This is a genomic window from uncultured Clostridium sp. (assembly GCF_963527835.1).
Taxonomy (GTDB): domain Bacteria; phylum Bacillota; class Clostridia; order Clostridiales; family Clostridiaceae; genus Clostridium.
Genome location: NZ_CAURTC010000001.1, coordinates 54,811 through 73,151, shown reverse-complemented (window position 1 = coordinate 73,151; position 18,341 = coordinate 54,811). Strand labels below are relative to the sequence as shown.

At 33.4% G+C, this 18,341-nt stretch carries 15 protein-coding genes and 3 pseudogenes; 16 read left to right on the top strand and 2 right to left on the bottom strand.

What is annotated here, in order from left to right; translation table 11 throughout:
• Positions 1–78 precede the first annotated feature (78 nt).
• The 10 genes and pseudogenes from RYM86_RS00475 (at position 79) to RYM86_RS00430 (ending at position 10,480) form a co-directional block, all read left to right on the top strand.
• Positions 79–273, top strand: a complete 195-nt coding sequence (locus RYM86_RS00475) for a DNA-binding protein (protein ID WP_315076370.1) — start codon at positions 79–81, stop codon at positions 271–273.
• Positions 270–956, top strand: coding sequence for a response regulator transcription factor (locus RYM86_RS00470; protein WP_315076367.1), 687 nt, complete (start codon positions 270–272; stop codon positions 954–956). The genes RYM86_RS00475 and RYM86_RS00470 overlap by 4 nt, the downstream gene beginning before the upstream one ends.
• Positions 943–1,932 carry a HAMP domain-containing sensor histidine kinase gene (locus RYM86_RS00465; RefSeq protein WP_315076364.1) on the top strand — a complete coding sequence of 330 codons (990 nt, stop codon included), beginning with the start codon at positions 943–945 and terminating at the stop codon, positions 1,930–1,932. The genes RYM86_RS00470 and RYM86_RS00465 overlap by 14 nt, the downstream gene beginning before the upstream one ends.
• A gap of 82 nt (positions 1,933–2,014) precedes the next feature.
• Positions 2,015–2,698 carry an ABC transporter ATP-binding protein gene (locus RYM86_RS00460; protein WP_315076359.1) on the top strand — a complete coding sequence of 228 codons (684 nt, stop codon included), beginning with the start codon at positions 2,015–2,017 and terminating at the stop codon, positions 2,696–2,698.
• Complete coding sequence (locus RYM86_RS00455) at positions 2,695–5,277, top strand: ABC transporter permease (RefSeq protein WP_315076356.1); 2,583 nt, start codon at positions 2,695–2,697, stop codon at positions 5,275–5,277. The genes RYM86_RS00460 and RYM86_RS00455 overlap by 4 nt, the downstream gene beginning before the upstream one ends.
• 619 nt (positions 5,278–5,896) lie before the next feature.
• On the top strand, positions 5,897–6,562 hold the full coding sequence (locus RYM86_RS00450) for a response regulator transcription factor (RefSeq protein ID WP_315076354.1): 666 nt from the start codon (positions 5,897–5,899) through the stop codon (positions 6,560–6,562).
• Positions 6,563–6,569: 7 nt separating this feature from the next.
• Positions 6,570–7,295, top strand: a pseudogene (locus RYM86_RS00445) (histidine kinase dimerization/phospho-acceptor domain-containing protein); the annotation flags it as partial.
• Between the two features lie 174 nt (positions 7,296–7,469).
• Positions 7,470–7,856: pseudogene (locus RYM86_RS00440) on the top strand (ABC transporter ATP-binding protein); the annotation flags it as partial.
• Complete coding sequence (locus RYM86_RS00435) at positions 7,856–9,394, top strand: ABC transporter permease (RefSeq protein ID WP_315076352.1); 1,539 nt, start codon at positions 7,856–7,858, stop codon at positions 9,392–9,394. The pseudogene RYM86_RS00440 and the gene RYM86_RS00435, both read left to right, overlap by 1 nt.
• Before the next feature lie 117 nt (positions 9,395–9,511).
• Positions 9,512–10,480: an ABC transporter permease gene (locus tag RYM86_RS00430; protein WP_315076349.1), complete on the top strand. Its 969-nt coding sequence runs from the start codon at positions 9,512–9,514 to the stop codon at positions 10,478–10,480.
• A 290-nt stretch (positions 10,481–10,770) separates the two neighbouring features.
• Here the strand turns inward: RYM86_RS00430 and RYM86_RS00425 are convergent, their stop codons facing one another.
• The gene (locus tag RYM86_RS00425) at positions 10,771–13,494 is read right to left on the bottom strand and encodes a calcium-translocating P-type ATPase, PMCA-type (protein WP_315076347.1); all 2,724 of its coding nucleotides are present in this window, start codon (positions 13,492–13,494) and stop codon (positions 10,771–10,773) included.
• Positions 13,495–13,817: 323 nt separating this feature from the next.
• Positions 13,818–13,982 (bottom strand): YvrJ family protein, encoded by a 165-nt coding sequence (locus tag RYM86_RS00420; protein ID WP_315076345.1) that lies wholly within the window; start codon positions 13,980–13,982, stop codon positions 13,818–13,820.
• A gap of 71 nt (positions 13,983–14,053) precedes the next feature.
• On the opposite strand from RYM86_RS00420, the gene RYM86_RS00415 reads away from it, so the two are divergent.
• The 6 genes and pseudogenes from RYM86_RS00415 (at position 14,054) to RYM86_RS00395 (ending at position 18,301) form a co-directional block, all read left to right on the top strand.
• A complete protein-coding gene (locus RYM86_RS00415) occupies positions 14,054–14,269 on the top strand; it encodes a hypothetical protein (RefSeq protein WP_315076343.1) in 216 nt (71 codons plus the stop codon).
• Positions 14,245–15,102 (top strand): ABC transporter transmembrane domain-containing protein, encoded by an 858-nt coding sequence (locus RYM86_RS00410; RefSeq protein WP_315076744.1) that lies wholly within the window; start codon positions 14,245–14,247, stop codon positions 15,100–15,102. The genes RYM86_RS00415 and RYM86_RS00410 overlap by 25 nt, the downstream gene beginning before the upstream one ends.
• A gap of 15 nt (positions 15,103–15,117) precedes the next feature.
• On the top strand, positions 15,118–15,768 hold the full coding sequence (locus tag RYM86_RS00405; protein ID WP_315076341.1) for an ATP-binding cassette domain-containing protein: 651 nt from the start codon (positions 15,118–15,120) through the stop codon (positions 15,766–15,768).
• Positions 15,768–16,232, top strand: coding sequence for an ABC transporter transmembrane domain-containing protein (locus RYM86_RS18480; protein WP_399546979.1), 465 nt, complete (start codon positions 15,768–15,770; stop codon positions 16,230–16,232). Before RYM86_RS00405 ends, RYM86_RS18480 begins: the two co-directional genes overlap by 1 nt.
• Positions 16,225–17,089 (top strand): annotated as a pseudogene (locus tag RYM86_RS00400) (ABC transporter ATP-binding protein); the annotation flags it as partial. The gene RYM86_RS18480 and the pseudogene RYM86_RS00400, both read left to right, overlap by 8 nt.
• A 315-nt stretch (positions 17,090–17,404) precedes the next feature.
• The gene (locus RYM86_RS00395; protein WP_315076338.1) at positions 17,405–18,301 is read left to right on the top strand and encodes an NrtR DNA-binding winged helix domain-containing protein; all 897 of its coding nucleotides are present in this window, start codon (positions 17,405–17,407) and stop codon (positions 18,299–18,301) included.
• Positions 18,302–18,341: the final 40 nt, after the last annotated feature.

Here is an 18,341-nt window from a genome sequence, read left to right as displayed (position 1 = left end):
ACGCTCCTGTATTTTTTTATACCTCAGCTTGTATATTTCCGTCAAAAGAAATATAATAAAATTATGGAGGTGTTATGCGTGGATTATATAACGACAAAAGAAGTAGCGAAAAATTGGGGAATCACAGACAGAATGGTAGTGTACCATTGCTCTGCTGGACGGATTAAGGAATCTAAAAAAATGGGAAATACATGGCTTGTTCCGGTTGACGCTGAAAAACCGGCTGACGGACGATACAGGAGCAGTAAAATAAAGGATGGTGAAAATAAATGAAACGGATATTTTTGGTTGAGGACGATAAGGCAATCGCCAGAAACCTTGTACTTCTGCTCCGCTCGGAGGGATTTACAATCACTCACGCCCCTACGCGGAGTGAAGCCATTGCCGCGCTTGCCGGGAATAAATTTGACTTGGCGTTGATTGATATTTCTTTGCCTGATGGAAATGGCTTTACGGTTTGCACGGAAATCAAAGAAACGCAAGATGTTCCCGTTATCTTTCTGACGGCTTCCGGCGATGAGGCGAGTGTTGTTACCGGGCTGAACATTGGCGCGGACGACTATATCACCAAGCCTTTTCGTCCACGTGAATTGATTGCGCGAATTGGAACCGCCCTGCGAAAAAGCGGGCGTTCCGGGTCGGATTTTAAAATTCGCGGGCTTCATGTCGATACGGCAAGCGGCGTTGTGAAAAAAAACGGCAACGAGGTTTTTCTTTCAGCATTAGAATACCGCTTGCTGTTGGTGTTTATTAGCAACCCTAAAAGTATTATCACGAGGGGCAGGCTACTTGACGAATTGTGGGACGCGGCGGGCGAGTTTGTCAATGACAATACATTGACCGTGTACATCAAACGCTTGCGAGAGAAGATAGAGAACGACCCATCAAGCCCGCAAATAATTCTGACCGTTCGCGGGACGGGGTATAGATTGGGGGGCGAGTATGCTTCGGAATAGAGAGTTTCGGCAGTTTGCCATTTTGTTCTCCTTAATAGCTGCCGCCGCTGTAATGCTGGGATTTGCAATAAATACGGCGGCGGGAATCCTTGCCATTGCTTCTGCCGCCACCTTTGGCACAGCGTTTTTCGCGTTTACCAAAGCCCGATACAAAAGCATTGCGCGGATTTCAAATCAAATCGATCTTGTGCTTCATAATGCTGACCATCTGTATATTGGTGAATCGGACGAGGGCGAACTTTCCATTCTGCACAGCGAGATAACAAAAATGACGTTGCGCATTCGGGAGCAAAACGACACTCTGAAAAAAGAAAAAGAACATCTTGCGGATTCGTTGGCCGACATAGCCCACCAACTCCGAACCCCGCTCACATCCGTGAACCTCATTCTGTCATTGTTAGCGAATAACTCTGATGAAAATGAGCGGAAAGCATTTGTGCGGGAAACAGAGGAATTGCTTGTGCGGATGGATTGGCTGATTACTTCTCTATTGAAGTTATCCCGCTTGGACGCGGGCATTGTGGTGTTCCAAAGCAAGCAGATAGATGTAAACAACTTGATATGCGCCGCCCTTCGCCCGTTCCTAATCCAAATGGAACTGCACCATATTGATTTTCAAATAGATGCACCGAAAGGGATGATTATTCAGGGCGATTCAGGTTGGCTTTCGGAAGCAATTCAAAACATCCTGAAAAATTGCATAGAGAGCGCAGGCGAGAACGGGAAGATTGAGATTGTCTGCACGGACAACCCATTGTTTACCAAGATTGCCATCCACGACAGCGGCGCGGGCTTTGAAAAAGAAGATTTACCATGCCTGTTTGACAGGTTTTATCGTGGGAAAAATCCAAACACTACAGGATACGGCATTGGATTGGCTCTATGCAAGATGATTATAACACGGCAGGGAGGGACGATTACCGCAAAAAATCACCCGCAGGGTGGCGCGATATTTGCCATTCGTTTCCCAAAGTGACGAATCTCTCACCTGAAAGTCACAGAGATGTAAGTTGAAGGTTCTATTATATAGGTAAACCATGAGAAAGGAGACTCACATAATGGAATTTTTAAAAATTGAAAATTTATGCAAGGTCTACGGCAAGGGCGAAAACCAAGTTACCGCGCTTGACCATGTTTCGCTTACAATCGAAAAGGGGGAGTTTACCGCAATCATCGGCTCCTCCGGCTCCGGCAAATCCACATTGCTTCACATCATCGGTGGCGTGGACGTGCCGACAAGCGGAAAAGTGTATTTGAACGGGCAGGATGTATATGCCCAAAGCAATGAAAAACTTGCCATTTTTCGCAGGAGACAGGTCGGACTGATTTACCAGTTTCACAACCTCATTCCCACCCTGAATGTAGTGGAAAACATCACCTTGCCTATCCTGATGGACAAGCGCAAGGTCAACGAGGAACGGCTGAATGACCTGCTCGAAATGCTTGGGCTAAAAGACCGCAAAACCCATTTACCTAATCAGCTTTCAGGCGGTCAGCAACAACGTGTTTCCATAGGACGCGCTTTGATGAACGCCCCGGCGGTCATGCTTGCCGACGAACCAACAGGCAGTTTGGACAGCCGAAATGGACATGAAATCATCAAACTGCTGAAAGAAAGCAATAAAAAATATGGGCAGACCCTGCTTCTCGTCACCCATGACGAAAATATCGCCCTGCAAGCAGACCGCATTATCGGCATATCAGACGGTAAAGTAGTGAGAGACGAGAGGGTGAGACCATGAACATTTTTAACAAAGTTACTTTGCAAGGCATGAAAAAAAGCCGTACACGAACAATTGTCACGATTATCGGAGTTATCCTGTCCGCTGCCATGATTACGGCAGTGGCTACCTTTGGCGTTTCCCTGCTAAACTATCTGGCAAACGGCGCAGCCCAGAAATACGGCGGTTGGCACGTGGAGTTTTTGAACGTTGATTCCTCTTTCGCACAGGAACGAAACCACGATAATGAAGTTGCAAACACAGCAACATTTGAAAATATCGGCTACACAAAACTTGACGGAGGGAGAAACCCAAAAAAACCATATCTTTTTATAGCCGGATTTAGCAATGAAGCCTTTGATAACTTGCCCATAACAATGGTTTCAGGTAGATTGCCGAAAAACAATGGGGAGATTGTTGTTCCAATGGGCGTTGAAGCAACCGGCGGCGTTAAATTCGTGGAGGGTGACACGCTTTCACTTGATGTGGGAAGCCGCATGGAGGGCAACAAAAACCTTGGTCAACACGACCCTTACATTTCCGGGAAAGAAACTCTTATGCCAAAAGCCAAGAGAACCTACACGGTTGTCGGTATATACCAAAAACCCGGTTTTGAGGAATCTTCCGCACCGGGATATACCTTGATAACGAAAGCAGATGCTCAAGACAAAGGAGACAGCTTCAGCACATTTGTCACACTTAAAAACCCGCGTGATGTTCACGCTTACGCAAGCAGCACAGCCAAAAGCCAAGCTTACGTCTTTAACGATAATGTGTTGCGTTTTATGGGTCTTTCGGAAGATAATATATTCAACACGTTTCTATACTCACTTGGCGGTATTTTAGTTGTCATAATAATGATAGGTTCGATTTTTCTGATTTATAACTCGTTTAACATATCGCTAAATGAACGTACACACCAGTTCGGGATTTTCTCGTCGGTGGGAGCAACAGCAAAGCAACTGCGAAATTCGGTGTTGTTTGAGGGACTTTGCATTGGAGCGATTGGAATACCAATTGGCGTTATCATTGGTATTGGAAGCATCAAGCTTGTGATTTCCGTTGTCGCCAAGAATTTCGGGAACGTTATGTACAGCAACGTACCTTTAACCTTGAAAGTTTCCATCCCCGTGATTGTCGGCGCGGCGGCGGTCAGCATGGTTACGATTTTAATTTCGGCTTATATACCAGCTAGGAAAGCAGCAAATACTCCCGTTATGGAAAGTATTCGCCAGACAAACGAGGTCAAAGTTAAATCCAAAGCGGTGAAAACGTCAAAACTGGCACAGCGTATTTACGGTTTGGAGGGAATCCTTGCGCTAAAGAATTTTAAAAGAAACAAGAAACGCTATCGCAGCATTGTGCTATCACTTGTTTTAAGCGTAGTACTGTTTATATCAACCAATGCTTTTGTAACGTGTTTGAAACAGACCTCGAAGCAGGCAGTAGAGTCTTATACTTATGACATCGGTTTGGCCACGGAGGACATGGACGATAGCGAAATGTTGCAGCTTTACGACAAACTAAAAACTGCAAACAGTGTTTACGAAAGCTCGTACCAAGCGCTTATGAAGCATTCATCCCCTGTCAAAGGAAGCGATCTTTCAGACTATTACTGGGAATCCGCGGGTTTAGATTCGCCGGACGAAACTGTTAATCTTCCAATGGACATTCAGTTTCTTGATGACAGTACCTATTTGAATATTATCAAAGACTTGGGCTTGCCCGCAGAGGAATATACCGGGCAAAATGCGAAAATAATCGCTGTTGCCAAAATTACAGGCAATCAGAAAGAGGAGTTTGACACTCCTATTGATATGTTCAAGAGTTCTTCCATGAATTTTACCATCGCTCCCGAAACAAATGGCAATCCTAAGATGGAACATGAGCAAAGTGCAAGCATTACGTTTGTCGATACCGTGCCACCTGATATACTACCGAGCCTAGAAAACTCTGGATCGAATATCAATAATCCGTTCTTTTTTAGGGTGATGGCTCCTTATTCGCTCAAAGATAAATTTGAAACCCCTGATACTCATGTGGCTAGTAAGGGCTTGACATTTAACTCAAAAAATCCCACACAGTCGGCGTCTGAAATGGAAGCGATGGTTAAGGGTGCGGGAATTAAATCTAATTATACCCTGTACAATTCTCATGAAATGTTTGATGAGTCCCGAAATTATATATTCATTTCCAACGTGTTCTCTTATACTTTTATCATTATGATTTCGCTGATTGCGGTTGCCAATGTGTTCAACACCATTTCCACGAATATCAGATTGCGTAGGCGAGAACTTGCTATGCTCCGCTCTGTGGGGATGTCTGACCGCGATTTCCAAAGGATGATGAATTTCGAGTGTGCCTTTTATGGCATGAGGGCGTTGATTTTCGGGCTTCCCATAGCAGCAATTTCTTCGTGGCTTATTTACAAATTTATGTTTGACGGCGGGGCGGACAATATACATTTTGTATTCCCGTGGGGCAGTATGGTAATCAGCGTGTTCAGCGTGCTCTTTATCGTGTTCATTACAATGCTGTATGCCATTAGCAAGATAAAAAAAGAAAATATCATTGACGCGCTTCGAGATGATATGACTTAATTTAAAACCGATATTAACTTGATAGAAAATCAAAAAATATCTGCGTGATTGGGTTCAAGTGATTTGCAATCGCCCCGAAAGGCGATTTAGACATTGAAAATATGGAATCCATCCTACAGAAGTAATGTAAATTACAAAGTAATGTTACCCTGCGGTAATAAAAAAAACGGCAGTTGTGGCAGATGATGTTTTGCAGCAAAAATGTGGCCATGCGGGGGTTTTGAAATAACAATCAAAACTCCCGTTTTCCTTTTATATTTTTAATGCTAGAAACCTAGTTTAAAAATTAATTTCTCAGTACTTTTTATTAAATTTCATATAATTTTACTTATAAAATTAAAAATTAATAAAAAATACTCTAAAATCATTTAACCCCTTACAAATACTGAATTAATGTTCCTTAACGCTATAAGTCCGCAAAAAACGGACGCTATCCCAAGGTGCATTTATTATTAATAATATAATGCTATAAATATAAATGTCGAAAGATTTTTGTAATTTTTTTAAAAGATAGTCCTAATATTCGACACAATTACTGAAAATATTGTTATAAAATGAATACCAGAAATACGTAAGAAAACAAGATAAGGCTTATAAGAAATTATAAGGAGAGAATGATATGTTTAAAATTTTACTAATTGAAGATAACGATACAATTGCTTTTGCAGTTAAATCGTTTTTATTGAAAAATAATTACAGGGTTATTCATGGGAAAAATATAAAAGAAGGAAAAGATGTTTTTAAAACAGATATAGATTTAATATTACTGGATTTAAATCTTCCTGATGGATCAGGATTTGATTTTTGTCATTATATAAAAAAAATTAAAGATATACCTATTATTTTTCTTACTGCCATAGATGAAGAAAGTACTATGATAAAAGGGCTAGATATGGGCGGAGATGATTATATTACAAAACCTTTTAAATTAAGCATTTTGCAGTCACGTATTACTGCTGTTTTACGAAGAACCCTTAAACAGCACATAGAAGAAGATGTTTTATGGTGCAAAAATATTAAAATAATAAAGTCAGAAGCAAGGGTGTATAAAAATAACCATGAAATAGAGTTGACAGTTGGTGAGTATAATCTATTACTAAAATTATTAGAGAATAAAAATCGTACTTTGACCAGAACTATCTTATTGGAAAAGCTGTGGGACTATCATGGAGAATTTGTAAATAATAATACATTATCAGTAGCAATGAAGCGTCTTAGAGAGAAGCTAGACGATGATTCTATTATTAAAACAGTGAGAGGAATAGGCTATAGGTTGGAGGATTAAAATTTATATGAACAAAAAAAGTATGACAGTATGGTTTTTTACTAGTTTTTTATATATAACATTTTTTTGTGTTATATTTGGTGGATTCATTTATGCCCAGGCAGGGAATATCTTTTATGAAAAAACAGCACAACTTATAGCAGCTGGAGTTAATGCTAATTCTGATATTGAACAAGCTTTGGTATCGTCACTAAAAAAGAAAAATGAAACAGAGGTAAATAGGGGCAAGGAAATATTAGAGCAATATGGTTATGCTGAAGAATTTAAAATTAATTTTAATAATTATCAAATGTTTAGTAAAGTACTTATTAGTGTTTTGTTATTAATTGCTTTACTATTTTTTTATTTTGGAGGCTCACTAATAGTGTCAAATATTATAAAGCGTAAGCGTATAGATGATTTAGCAGAATATCTTTATGACATAAATCAAGGAATTTATAGAATGCAGACTAATAAAAAAGAAGATGAATTTTCAATTTTAGAAGATGAATTATATAAAACAGTTATGATGCTTAGAGAAAGTCGGGAAAAAGAAAAAGAAGAAAAAGAAAAGCTATGTAATAATCTTGCAGATATATCCCATCAACTTAAAACCCCACTTACATCCATGTCATTGATGATTGAATTATTAGAAATCAGCTCTATTGAAGGCGATGAAGTCTTATATATTGAAAGTATTTCAGCACAAATATATCGTTTAAATTATTTAGTATCCTCATTGTTAATACTTTCAAAAATAGATGCAGATGCAATGACATTAGAATATAAACCCATTAATGTTCATGAATTGGTATATACCGCTGTTGAGCCGTTACATTTAATGATAGAAAAAAAGAATCAACAACTTTTTATAAAAGGCAATAGTGATATATTTTTTACTGGTGATTTTCATTGGACCAATGAAGCTACTCTAACTGTTGAAAAAAATATATTATTACCTATGCTTTTAGATGGCAGAGAGCCTAAAAGAAAAGAATTTGATAAGATTGTAAAAATGCTTGGTTTAAACGAAAGGCTTAATCATCTACCAAACCAGCTTTCAGGTGGGCAGCAGCAAAGGGTTGCTATTGGTCGTTCATTAATTTATAGACCTTCTATTATTCTAGCAGATGAACCCACTGGAAACCTTGACAGGAAAAATTCTGAAAGTATTCTTGAAATGTTAAAAATTTCAAATAAGGAGTATAACCAGACTATTGTAATGATTACCCATGACGAAAAAATTGCATTATCAGCAGATCGAATGATTAGAATAGATGATGGTAAAATTGTATCAAATGAGGTGATTAAGTAATGAATATCATGAGCGAGTATACATATAATCATTTGAGAAAGAATAAGCGGCATACAATTTCTATAATAATTGCTATTACAATTGCCTCAGCACTTCTATGTTCATTATGTATATTTGTACATACGGTATGGAAAGGAAAAGTAAACTCAACAATTGAACATGCAGGTTATTGGCATGGGGAATTATGGGATTATATATCAGGTGATAAATTAAAATATGTAACAGAAAACCCAGAGGCTGAAGCCACCATGGTTAAAGGATCGTGGATTACTGCTAAACTTTCAAATACAAAACGTCCCTATTTAATAATGAGAGATGCAGATGCAAATTATTGGTCGGATATGGATTTGAAAGATAATCTTACGAAAGGTAAATTTCCTGAAAAATCTGGAGAAATTGTTGTATCACAATTATTCTTCTTGGATAATCCCTCCTATAAAATTGGCAATAAGTTAACTCTTCCCACAGGTGATCGTATGTTGGGTGATAAAATAATTAGAGGCAATAGTTACAAACAATCAGGGGAGACTTTCAAGGAAATAGATACTAAGACCTATACCATAGTTGGGGAAATAGATAATTCTGGAATATATATGTATCCTGGATATATTGCTATGGGATACTTGGATCCTTCGCAAATTCAAGCTGAAGATGAACTTACAGTTTATATGCGTTTGGTGAACCTTCGTAAAATATATGAGACATTACCTGAAATCGCTAAGTCTACGGGATTAACTAAGGATGAATATGGACAATATAAAGTTAATTACAATACACGTTTATTAACTTTATATGGAATTAGCAATAAAAATGATGAAAACACTCAAATCATTGAAATGATAGTAATGGTAATAATACTTGCTTTACTAGTTATGGGAACATTTATTCTTATTATCTATAATGCATTTTCTTTATCTGCTAATAGCAGAATTAAACAACTAGGTATTCTAAAAAGTTTAGGAGCAACTCCAAGGCAAATTAGGCATTCTGTTATATATGAAGGATTTTTGCTATGGATTGCTCAATTACCAATTGGTATCATCATAGGATATCTATTTAGTTATGGGGTTGTTTTTAAAATTAATGAAATTCTTAGTGCTACAGAAGATTTTAGGAAAATAGATATTTCCTTCTCATGGGTAGTAGTTGGTTTTGCTATTATTATTTCATTGATTACCGTTTTAATATCAGCTTATATTCCAGCAAGAAAAGTGGCGAAAGTACCAGCTATTGTTGGAATACGTCAGAATAGTAATAGAGTAAAATTAAAAAAACAAAAAAGCCACCCAATAATTAAAAAAATATTTGGTACAGAAGGTGAGCTAGCAAGATCACAATTTTCAGCTAACAAAAGAAGTTTACGCACGGCTGTACTATCTCTTTCAATATGTTTTAGCTTAATAGTTGGGTATATTGCCTTTATAGCTATATACAATTTTGGTATGTCCCAGAGCCGTGAAATGACCAAATATGATATGAGGGTTAATCTAAATATTGCTGATGAACCAAGTGATGAGATGATAAATAAAATTCTTTAGCTGCCTGAAGTTAAGGAGAACGTAATCAGAAGAGACGTACGTACTTCAACCTATGTAACATCAGAACAGGAATCAGATGTTTTTGCTGAATCGGGAGGGTTTGATGGGGTAAACACCGTGAAATATAATGTATTGAATGAAAATGGAAAGCATAGAATTATAGCAAATTTAGTTGGATTAAGGGATGAATCATTTAAAAAGTACTGTAAGGAAATTGGTATTGATTCTGAGAAGTATTATGAAGATGGTGTAACCACAGGAATATTATTAGACAGCACATGTGATCCAAAAACTAGACAAGAAATGCCATTGTTAAATATAAAAGAGGGTGATGAGCTAGTTTTAAATGAAAAAGTAGAGAATGATATGAATGCAAATTATGAATTTAATTTTCAAGTAGGAGCTGTTACAGAGGTTTTTCCAGGTGAACTAGGAATAGATAAATACAGCGTAGCTTGTATAATCCCTATGAAAACATATCAGAAAATAGTTAGTAATTTTATGCCAGAGCGTATAATTGAATCCGGCAGTATGTCAATTGATTTGTTGGTTGGTGATGAGGCTAGTCCAAGCACAAAGGAAGAATTAACTAAGATTTGTAGTTCTTATCTTGGAGCTGAAGATTTTAGGATATGGAGTCTATTGGAAGAAAAAAATCATGAAGAATTGGTTCAAAGATCTATAGATATTAGTGTTTTTGCTACAGCTTCCATGATTGGTTTAATTGGTATTTTTAACGCTTTTTCTACCATTTCCAATAATCTTAGATTACGCAAGAGAGAATTTGCTATACTTAGATCAGTAGGATTAACACCAAAGGGGTTAAATAAAATACTGATGCTAGAAGGTTTATTCTTCGCTGCAACACCCATTATGGTCAGTATTCCAATAGTATTATTTATTTGTTGGATTATATTAAAAATAACGCTAGTCACATTGGCTGAATTTATATCCGTTTTGCCATTAGGAGTAATTCTAGCGTATACTATGCTTATAATTGTATCTATTTTCTTATCGTATTATTTTTCTTCAACATGCGTTAAAAAAAGTAATGTAGTAGAATCAATTAAAAACGAAATAGTATAATAGCTATGATATGCCTATTATTAATTTGTCTAACTCTAATTCTGTCTAAGGTTTTAAATTGCTTATAAAATATGATACAAAAAGTGTAACAAAAAACGTAACATTAAATGTTACGTTTTTTGTTATGTAAATGGCTTAAATACTACTTCATAATAAGAATATAGAAATATATAATCTTAAAAATACATATTCTTATTATTATATATTTTTATAAAAATTAAATGTTTAGTTACATTTTACATTGAAATTCATGACAAATGTATATTATCCATAAATAATTTAAATTCCTATTAATTAGTTTTAATATATGAAGTTATTGGGTTATAAGAATCTTTTTTTATAAAAAATCTTTTTAGAGTTTTAAAAATTTCTGAAGCTATGATTACAGAAAAAGCAAGACAACATATCTTCATCCACATTCCATAAGTAAGAGGAACTGTTCTGAAAAATGCTCCGCCAAATTGTGTAATAATAATTTGTAATAAAAATGTAATTCCAAAAACAAGTAGCATAATTTTATTTTTTGTTAGATTAATAAAAATACTTGTGTTTGAAAGCTCACGACTATTAAAAGCATTAAATAAATGAAACACTACAAATAAAGTAAATAGTATTGTAGATTGTTGCTGTGCTGTTCCTCCTAAGATGTTTGTAGTAGTTTGCAACATGAAAATAGACGAAATAAAAACACCATTAAATACTATTCTTGATAACATTTCTTTTGATACAATATTTGAATCTCTTGCTATTGGTTTTCTGTCCAATAGATCATTTCTAATAGGTTCAAGTCCAAGTGTAAGTGCAGGTGGTCCGTCCATTATTATATTTATCCACAATAATTGTAATGCAGTAAATGGAGACTTAAATCCTGCTAACAGTGATACTAATACCACTATAACTGATGATAAGTTAACGGTAAGCTGAAACTGAATAAATCTTTGAAAGTTTTCGTAAATACCACGTCCCCAGTGAACAGCTTTAACAATAGTTGAAAAAGAATCATCTAACAGAACAATATCACTAGCCTCTTTAGAAACCTCAGTACCTGCAATACCCATTGCTATTCCCACGTCTGCATTCTTTATTGCAGGTGCATCGTTTATTCCATCCCCTGTAACTGCTACCACATTACCAATTGATTTAAGAATATTAACTACTCTCATCTTAATTATTGGAGTACTTCTTGCAATAACCTTAATTTTAGGGATAATTTCAAGTAGTTCTTTATCTGATAATTCATCAATTTCTTTTGCTTCTAATGTAAGGCTACCATCATTTAATATTCCTAATTTATTTGCTATAGCTTTTGCAGTGATGATATTATCACCAGTAAGAATTTTCAAGTCAATGCCAGCAGTTTTGCAATGCTCAACAGCTTCAAATACCTCTTTACGAAGGGGATCAGTTATAGCAACAAATCCATCATAAATCATTTCTGACTCAATAATTTTTCTACTGTTTTCATAATCTAACTTAACTGAAAACTCTTTATGTGCAAATGCAAGAACACGACATGCGTCCTTTTGGAATGACATTATTTTTTCTTCTAAATCAAAAATTATATCATTTGTTAATTGACAAACCTCACCTTTAATTATAATTTTGTTACATTGAGAGAGAATCTTTTCTGGAGATCCTTTTGAATAAGCAATAAACTTTTTATCATAGCTTACTACAGTTGTCATATTTTTTGTATCTGAACAAAATGGGTAAGAGGCCACAATATTCGCATTTTCTCTAACACTTCTATAAGCATCTTCCTTAGATACAGATTCTGTATAGGCAACAATCATTGCACATTCTGTAGGACTACCAATAAACTTAGGTTTATGCTCTGAATATTCAATATGTGCTGTGCTGTTTATACAGAAGTTATCTGCTAAGTATCCATTATTTAAATCCTTTGGCTTACATAAAGAGCCATTGGTATAAATATCTGTAACTGTCATGCGATTTTCAGTTAATGTACCTGTTTTATCTGAACAAATAACATTAATACATCCAATAGTCTCACAAGCGATAAGTTTTCTTACAAGAGCATTTTGTTTCGCCATCTTAATAATATTAATTGCAAGAGATACTGCAACTATTGTAGGCAGACCTTCTGGTACTGCTGCAACAATTAAAACTATACTTGTTATAAAAGCTTCTGAAACTGTTGCTAAAGAAAACGTGCCATTTAGAGTAAAGATTATAAGCTGTATAATAAATACTATAGCTGCCATGGATGCCCCTAAAATTGTAATTACCTTTCCTAATCGATCCATCTTTTCTTGTAATGGAGTACTTCCATTTTCACTGCCTGATAACTCTTTTGCAATGTTTCCAAACTCTGTATTATCACCAACTTCTGTAACAATTACGGTTCCACTACCACCAGTTATAAAACATCCTGAATAAAGCATATTACATCGTTCAGCAAGTGGTGTTTTGTCATCATAAAATACTATATTAGCATCTTTTTTTACTGGTAAACTTTCTCCCGTAAGGGATGATTCATCTACTCTTAGAGCCACAGCTTCAATAAGTCTACCATCAACTGGTATTCTATCTCCAGTTTCAAATTGAACAATATCTCCTACAACAAGTTCTTGTTGAGGTAATAAGAATATACTTCCATTTCTAATGACTTTTACCTTAATGTCTTCTTTAATCTTATTAAGAGATTCAAATGCTTTTTCACTTCGACCTTCCATTATAACTGTTATAGCAACAGCAAGTGAAATCGCTGCAAATATTCCTATACACTCAATAAACTCTGCTTCACCATTGTTAAAATACCTTATAAAATTTACACCAAGAGTAATAATTGCTGCAATAATTAACATTATAATCATTGGCTCTTTTGCAGCATCAACAATTCTCATAATGAGTGGTTTGGATTTTTCTTTTTTAAATTCATTGATGCCGTATTTTTCCCCATTGATTTTTACTTCTCCTTCATTTAATCCCACTTGTGGATTTGTTCCTAACCTTTTAAGTGTTTGTTCTGGATTCTCTTTGAATGCTTTCATAAAACTCCTCCTAATTATTTATGAAGTAAATAAAAAAAGACTTTTAGCATAACCAAAAAAGATTATGCTAAAAGTCTCGTTACCTTAAGGTCATAAAGCCAGGTGCACTTGCACCAATATGTTGACTTTATAGTTCCAACTACTCCCTTTTAACAATATAATTTTACAAAAAAAAGTTTATGTTTGTCAATAACAAAATTCACAATTTTCATCTTTATATTATATTCTTAAAAACAATCCTACCTAAGGTTTCAAAATTGCTTATAGAAAGTAATACAAAAAACGTAACATTAAATGTAACATTTTTTGTTACGCTTTTTAACTTAAATATTTTTAATACGGTATTTACTATTACCTATAACTACATTAGTTAAGCCATTAATAGATAGTGTTAGAGCATCTATTTTAGATTCAAATCTTATTAAAAGATAAGATGTAACTGCAATAGGAAATCCAACATTAGTTATTAACATTATCATATCTTCCATAAAAAGACCTCCTTTATTTAGTTGATAGTGTAAACAAGTTTACACTATCTTTTACATTTAGGAGGGGCAAAATGAATAGGATTTTTAAGTATATTCTCAAATATAAACTATGGGTAATCATAGGAAGTTTGGGAATGATGAGTGTTATAGGACTAGATTTATGTATACCGTATCTTCAAAAAGAGTTTTTAGATAGAGGAATTATTGGTGGAGAAACACAAGTAGTTAAGCCTATTATCTTAATTCTTATAGGAATAACAATATTAAAGGCTTTATTAGGATTATAGCTAGTAGTGAGATTCACGAAGAAATAAAAGATGATTTATTTAGTCATATACAGACTTTGGAATTTAAGTATTTTGATGATATGAATACTGGTGAACTTATGTCAAGAATAGGTGAGGATGCTGAAACGATTTGGGAAACCATAGGGTTTGGATTAAGATTTTTTATAGAAAATATATTGTTTTTTGTAGCATCATCTATAATTCTATTTTATCTAAACTGGAAATTAGCACTAGCATGTATAGTGGTTATGATTCCAATTAGATTTATAGGAATAAAGCTTGAAAATAAATTTGATAAAACTTATGGAAAAATAAGCGATAAAACAGCAGAGATAAATACATCTGCACAAGAAAACATTGCAGGAGTTAGATTAGTTAAGGCATTTACAAGGGAAAAATATGAAATTAAGAAGTTTATGAAATTAAACAGAGAGTATTGTGACTTAAATATGGAACAAGCAGATTCAATTGGAAAATATTTTCCACCTATTGAGTTTTTAACTAATTTATCTTTAGTTATTATGATTGTATTTGGTGGATATTTTGTGATGAATGAGGAAGTTTCTTTAGGAATATTAATAGCTTTTAGTGGTTATATATGGAATCTCATATGGCCTGTTAGAAATCTTGGAGAACTTTTAAATCTTTTATCAAGAAATACTGCTTCAGTTAAGAAAATTTTTAAGATTATGGATAGAAAATCTGAAATCATAAGTAAGAAAGAAAATTATTCACCTAAAAAGATAATGGGAGAAATTGAATTTAAAAATGTTACTTTTAAATATTGTGATGAAGAAGTATTAAAAGATGTTAATATTAAAATTCCAGCATGAAGTACAGTTGCTATTATGGGAACTACAGGTTCAGGTAAAACTTCATTGATAAGTTTAATTGGCAGACATTATGATATTCTAGATGGTGAAGTTTTAGTAGATGGAGTTAATGTTAAGGAATATGCTTTGAATTCATTGAGAAGTAATATGAGTATAGTACCTCAAGATACATTTTTATTCTCTGATACTATTATGAAAAATCTTAAATTTAGTAATAGTAAAGCTACCTATGAAGAAGTTGTTAATGCTTGCAAAACAGCTTGTTGTTATAAATTTATTGAGTCTTTAGAGGATGGATTTGAAACAGAGATAGGGGAAAGAGGATTAGGTCTTTCAGGGGGACAAAAACAAAGACTAGCAATTGGAAGAGCACTTTTAAGAAAATCATCTATATTAATTTTAGACGATGCCACATCTGCTCTAGATATGGAAACTGAACATCAATTATTATTAAATTTAAATAATAGAGAAATGTCGTGTACAACTTTTATTATTGCTCATAGAATTTCAGCAGTAAAGAATGCAGATATAATACTTTATATTGAAGATGGAAGAATAAAAGAAATGGGAAATCACAATGAATTACTTAATAAAAGAGAAAATTATTTTAAGATATATTCTGAGCAATTTAAAGATTTTGATGCGATTGAAAAAGAGGTGATATAATGGCTGCAAATACAATAAAAAAAGATGAAAAAACAACTAGAAGAAGCAAAAAAGAACTTATCAAAAACTTATTAGTTTATTTAAAACCATATAAGAAAGAATCATTGCTTGTTATCATATTAATGTTATATGTAATGTTATGTGGAGTTTTAAATCCTTATTTATTGAAAATAGCTATAGATGATAAGGTGATTAATGGTGATGTAAGAGGTTTAATTAATATTAGAATAATACTTATAGGATTAAATTTAGTTGCTTGGGTAGTATCTGTAATAAGGTGGAATAAAATATATTCAATTACTAATAATATATTGCTTAATATAAGAGGGGAATTATACACTCATATACAAACTCTATCTTTTGATTTTTTTGATAGCAGACCAGTAGGAAAGATATTAGCAAGAGTTGTTGATGATGTTAATTCTCTAAAAAATTTATTTAATCAAAGTATTCAATACTCATGAAGAATTTTCAGGGGTTAAAGTAGTGCAGTCTTTTGCAAAAGAAAAAGATACTAATGATGATTTTCAAAAATTAGTAACGGAGCAAAAGAAAACATGGAATGCTGCAGTTAGACTTAATGACTTATTTTGGCCTTTAGTTGAATTAGCATCAGGTATTGCAACAGTGGTAGTACTTGCAGTAGGATATAAATTAGTAACTAAAGGAGAGATAGAAATAGGGACTTTAATAGCTTTTTCAATGTATGCAGGAATGTTTTGGAGACCTATAATGAATCTTTCAAGTTTTTATAATACACTAATAACTAACCTTTCAGCAGCAGATAGAATATTTGACATTTTAGATGTTAAACCAGGTATAGTTCATGTTTGTAATGCTAAAAAGATAGGTGAAATTCAAGGTATGATAGAATTCAAAAATGTTAGTTTTGCTTATGAAGAAGGTAATTGAGGCTGCAAAAGCTGTAAATGCTCATGAATTTATTATTAAACTTGAAAAAGGATATGATACTGAAGTTAATGAAAGAGGATCTAGGTTATCATTAGGTCAAAGACAGTTAGTGTCATTTGCAAGAGCACTTTTAGCTAATCCAAGAATATTGATCCTTGATGAAGCAACTTCGAACATTGATACTCAAACAGAAAAATTAGTTCAAGATGGTATAGAAAAATTATTAGAGGGTAGAACTTCATTTGTTATTGCTCATAGATTATCGACTATAAGAGATTGTGATAAAATTATGGTTATAGATGATGGAAGAATTATTGAAGCTGGTAATCATGAACAGTTAATTAATAAGAAAATGGCTTATTATGATTTATATATGGCTCAATATGAATTTTTAAATCAAGGGGCTTAAAATAAAGTAATGAATAAAAATTATTTAAGGGCAATTTAGGTATTTAACATTTAATTAAAAATAATTAGAATTAAAATAAATATTACTATTATATAAAAATAAAATTAAAATTTTTAAAAGAATAATAAAAACATATCTATCTGTAATAATTTTCTTATATAAATATATTTATAAAAAAGTTAAAGTGACTCTTTACAAATAAAACCATATAATGTATTATAAATACATAAAGTCAAATTGATAATATCTAAAAGATATTATTAAAGAAAAACAATCTCTTAAAAAAATAAGTTAAATGTTATAGAGGTGAAAAGTATGAAGAAAGAAATTTTAGATATAGATGAAAAAATATTTTTAAATAACTATGATGTTAACGAATTTGAAAGGCCAAGTGTCACAAATGATGTAATAATCTTTACTACTGATGATATGGTAGAAGAAAATTCACGCAAAGTTCCAAGAAAAGGCATGCAAGTACTTTTGGTAAGGAGAAATGATTATCCTGATAAAGGCAAATGGGCAATTTCAGGAGGGTTTGTGAAAATGCAGGAAAGCTTAGAAGAAGGAGCTGTAAGAAGATTAAGAGAAGAAACTGGAATAGATAATGTTTATATTGAACAGTTATACACTTTTGGAGAAGTAGAAAGAGATTCAAGAACTAGGGTTATAAGTGTTGGAAATATAGCCTTAATAGCAAAAGAAAATATTAATTTTAATAAAGCAAAAGATACTATGGAAACAAAATGGTTTTGGATAAAAAAAGACTTAATTGAATCTATTAAAGATGAAAAATATATAATAAATAAATATATTTTAGAACTTAAAGCTGAAAATTGTGAAGAAACAAAGCTATCTTATGAAATAACTGAAAAAATAGAAAAACGGATATTAAGAAGAAAAGTTGTTGATTATAAAGTAATGAAGAATTCAAATGAGGAATTAGCTTTTGATCATTATAAAATATTAGATTATGCCATTGATAGAGTAAGAAATAAAATAGAATATGCACCAATTGCACTAAACTTATTGCCAAGATTATTTACGGTAAAGGAACTTCAATTTGTATATGAGGCAATTATGGGGAGAGATATTTTAAACTTCAGAAGAAAAATGGATGACATGATTATAGAGACTGATGAAAAAATAGAAGGTAAGCCTTTTAGACCTGCTAAGGTATTTAAGTTTAATGAAAATTTTGAACATAAATTTTAAGTTATTAAATTATACTGTTGATATTACAGCATAAAGCTCG

What these genes read in the sequence shown, in the direction of transcription:
- RYM86_RS00470 (WP_315076367.1), top strand. Translation starts at nt 270, where the DNA reads ATGAAACGGATATTTTTGGTTGAGGACGATAAGGCAATCGCCAGAAAC.
- RYM86_RS00450 (WP_315076354.1), top strand. Translation starts at nt 5,897, where the DNA reads ATGTTTAAAATTTTACTAATTGAAGATAACGATACAATTGCTTTTGCA.
- RYM86_RS00405 (WP_315076341.1), top strand. Translation starts at nt 15,118, where the DNA reads ATGGGAACTACAGGTTCAGGTAAAACTTCATTGATAAGTTTAATTGGC.
- RYM86_RS00435 (WP_315076352.1), top strand. Translation starts at nt 7,856, where the DNA reads ATGAATATCATGAGCGAGTATACATATAATCATTTGAGAAAGAATAAG.
- RYM86_RS18480 (WP_399546979.1), top strand. Translation starts at nt 15,768, where the DNA reads ATGGCTGCAAATACAATAAAAAAAGATGAAAAAACAACTAGAAGAAGC.
- RYM86_RS00455 (WP_315076356.1), top strand. Translation starts at nt 2,695, where the DNA reads ATGAACATTTTTAACAAAGTTACTTTGCAAGGCATGAAAAAAAGCCGT.
- RYM86_RS00420 (WP_315076345.1), bottom strand. Translation starts at nt 13,982, where the DNA reads ATGGAAGATATGATAATGTTAATAACTAATGTTGGATTTCCTATTGCA.
- RYM86_RS00395 (WP_315076338.1), top strand. Translation starts at nt 17,405, where the DNA reads ATGAAGAAAGAAATTTTAGATATAGATGAAAAAATATTTTTAAATAAC.
- RYM86_RS00415 (WP_315076343.1), top strand. Translation starts at nt 14,054, where the DNA reads ATGAATAGGATTTTTAAGTATATTCTCAAATATAAACTATGGGTAATC.
- RYM86_RS00425 (WP_315076347.1), bottom strand. Translation starts at nt 13,494, where the DNA reads ATGAAAGCATTCAAAGAGAATCCAGAACAAACACTTAAAAGGTTAGGA.
- RYM86_RS00465 (WP_315076364.1), top strand. Translation starts at nt 943, where the DNA reads ATGCTTCGGAATAGAGAGTTTCGGCAGTTTGCCATTTTGTTCTCCTTA.
- RYM86_RS00460 (WP_315076359.1), top strand. Translation starts at nt 2,015, where the DNA reads ATGGAATTTTTAAAAATTGAAAATTTATGCAAGGTCTACGGCAAGGGC.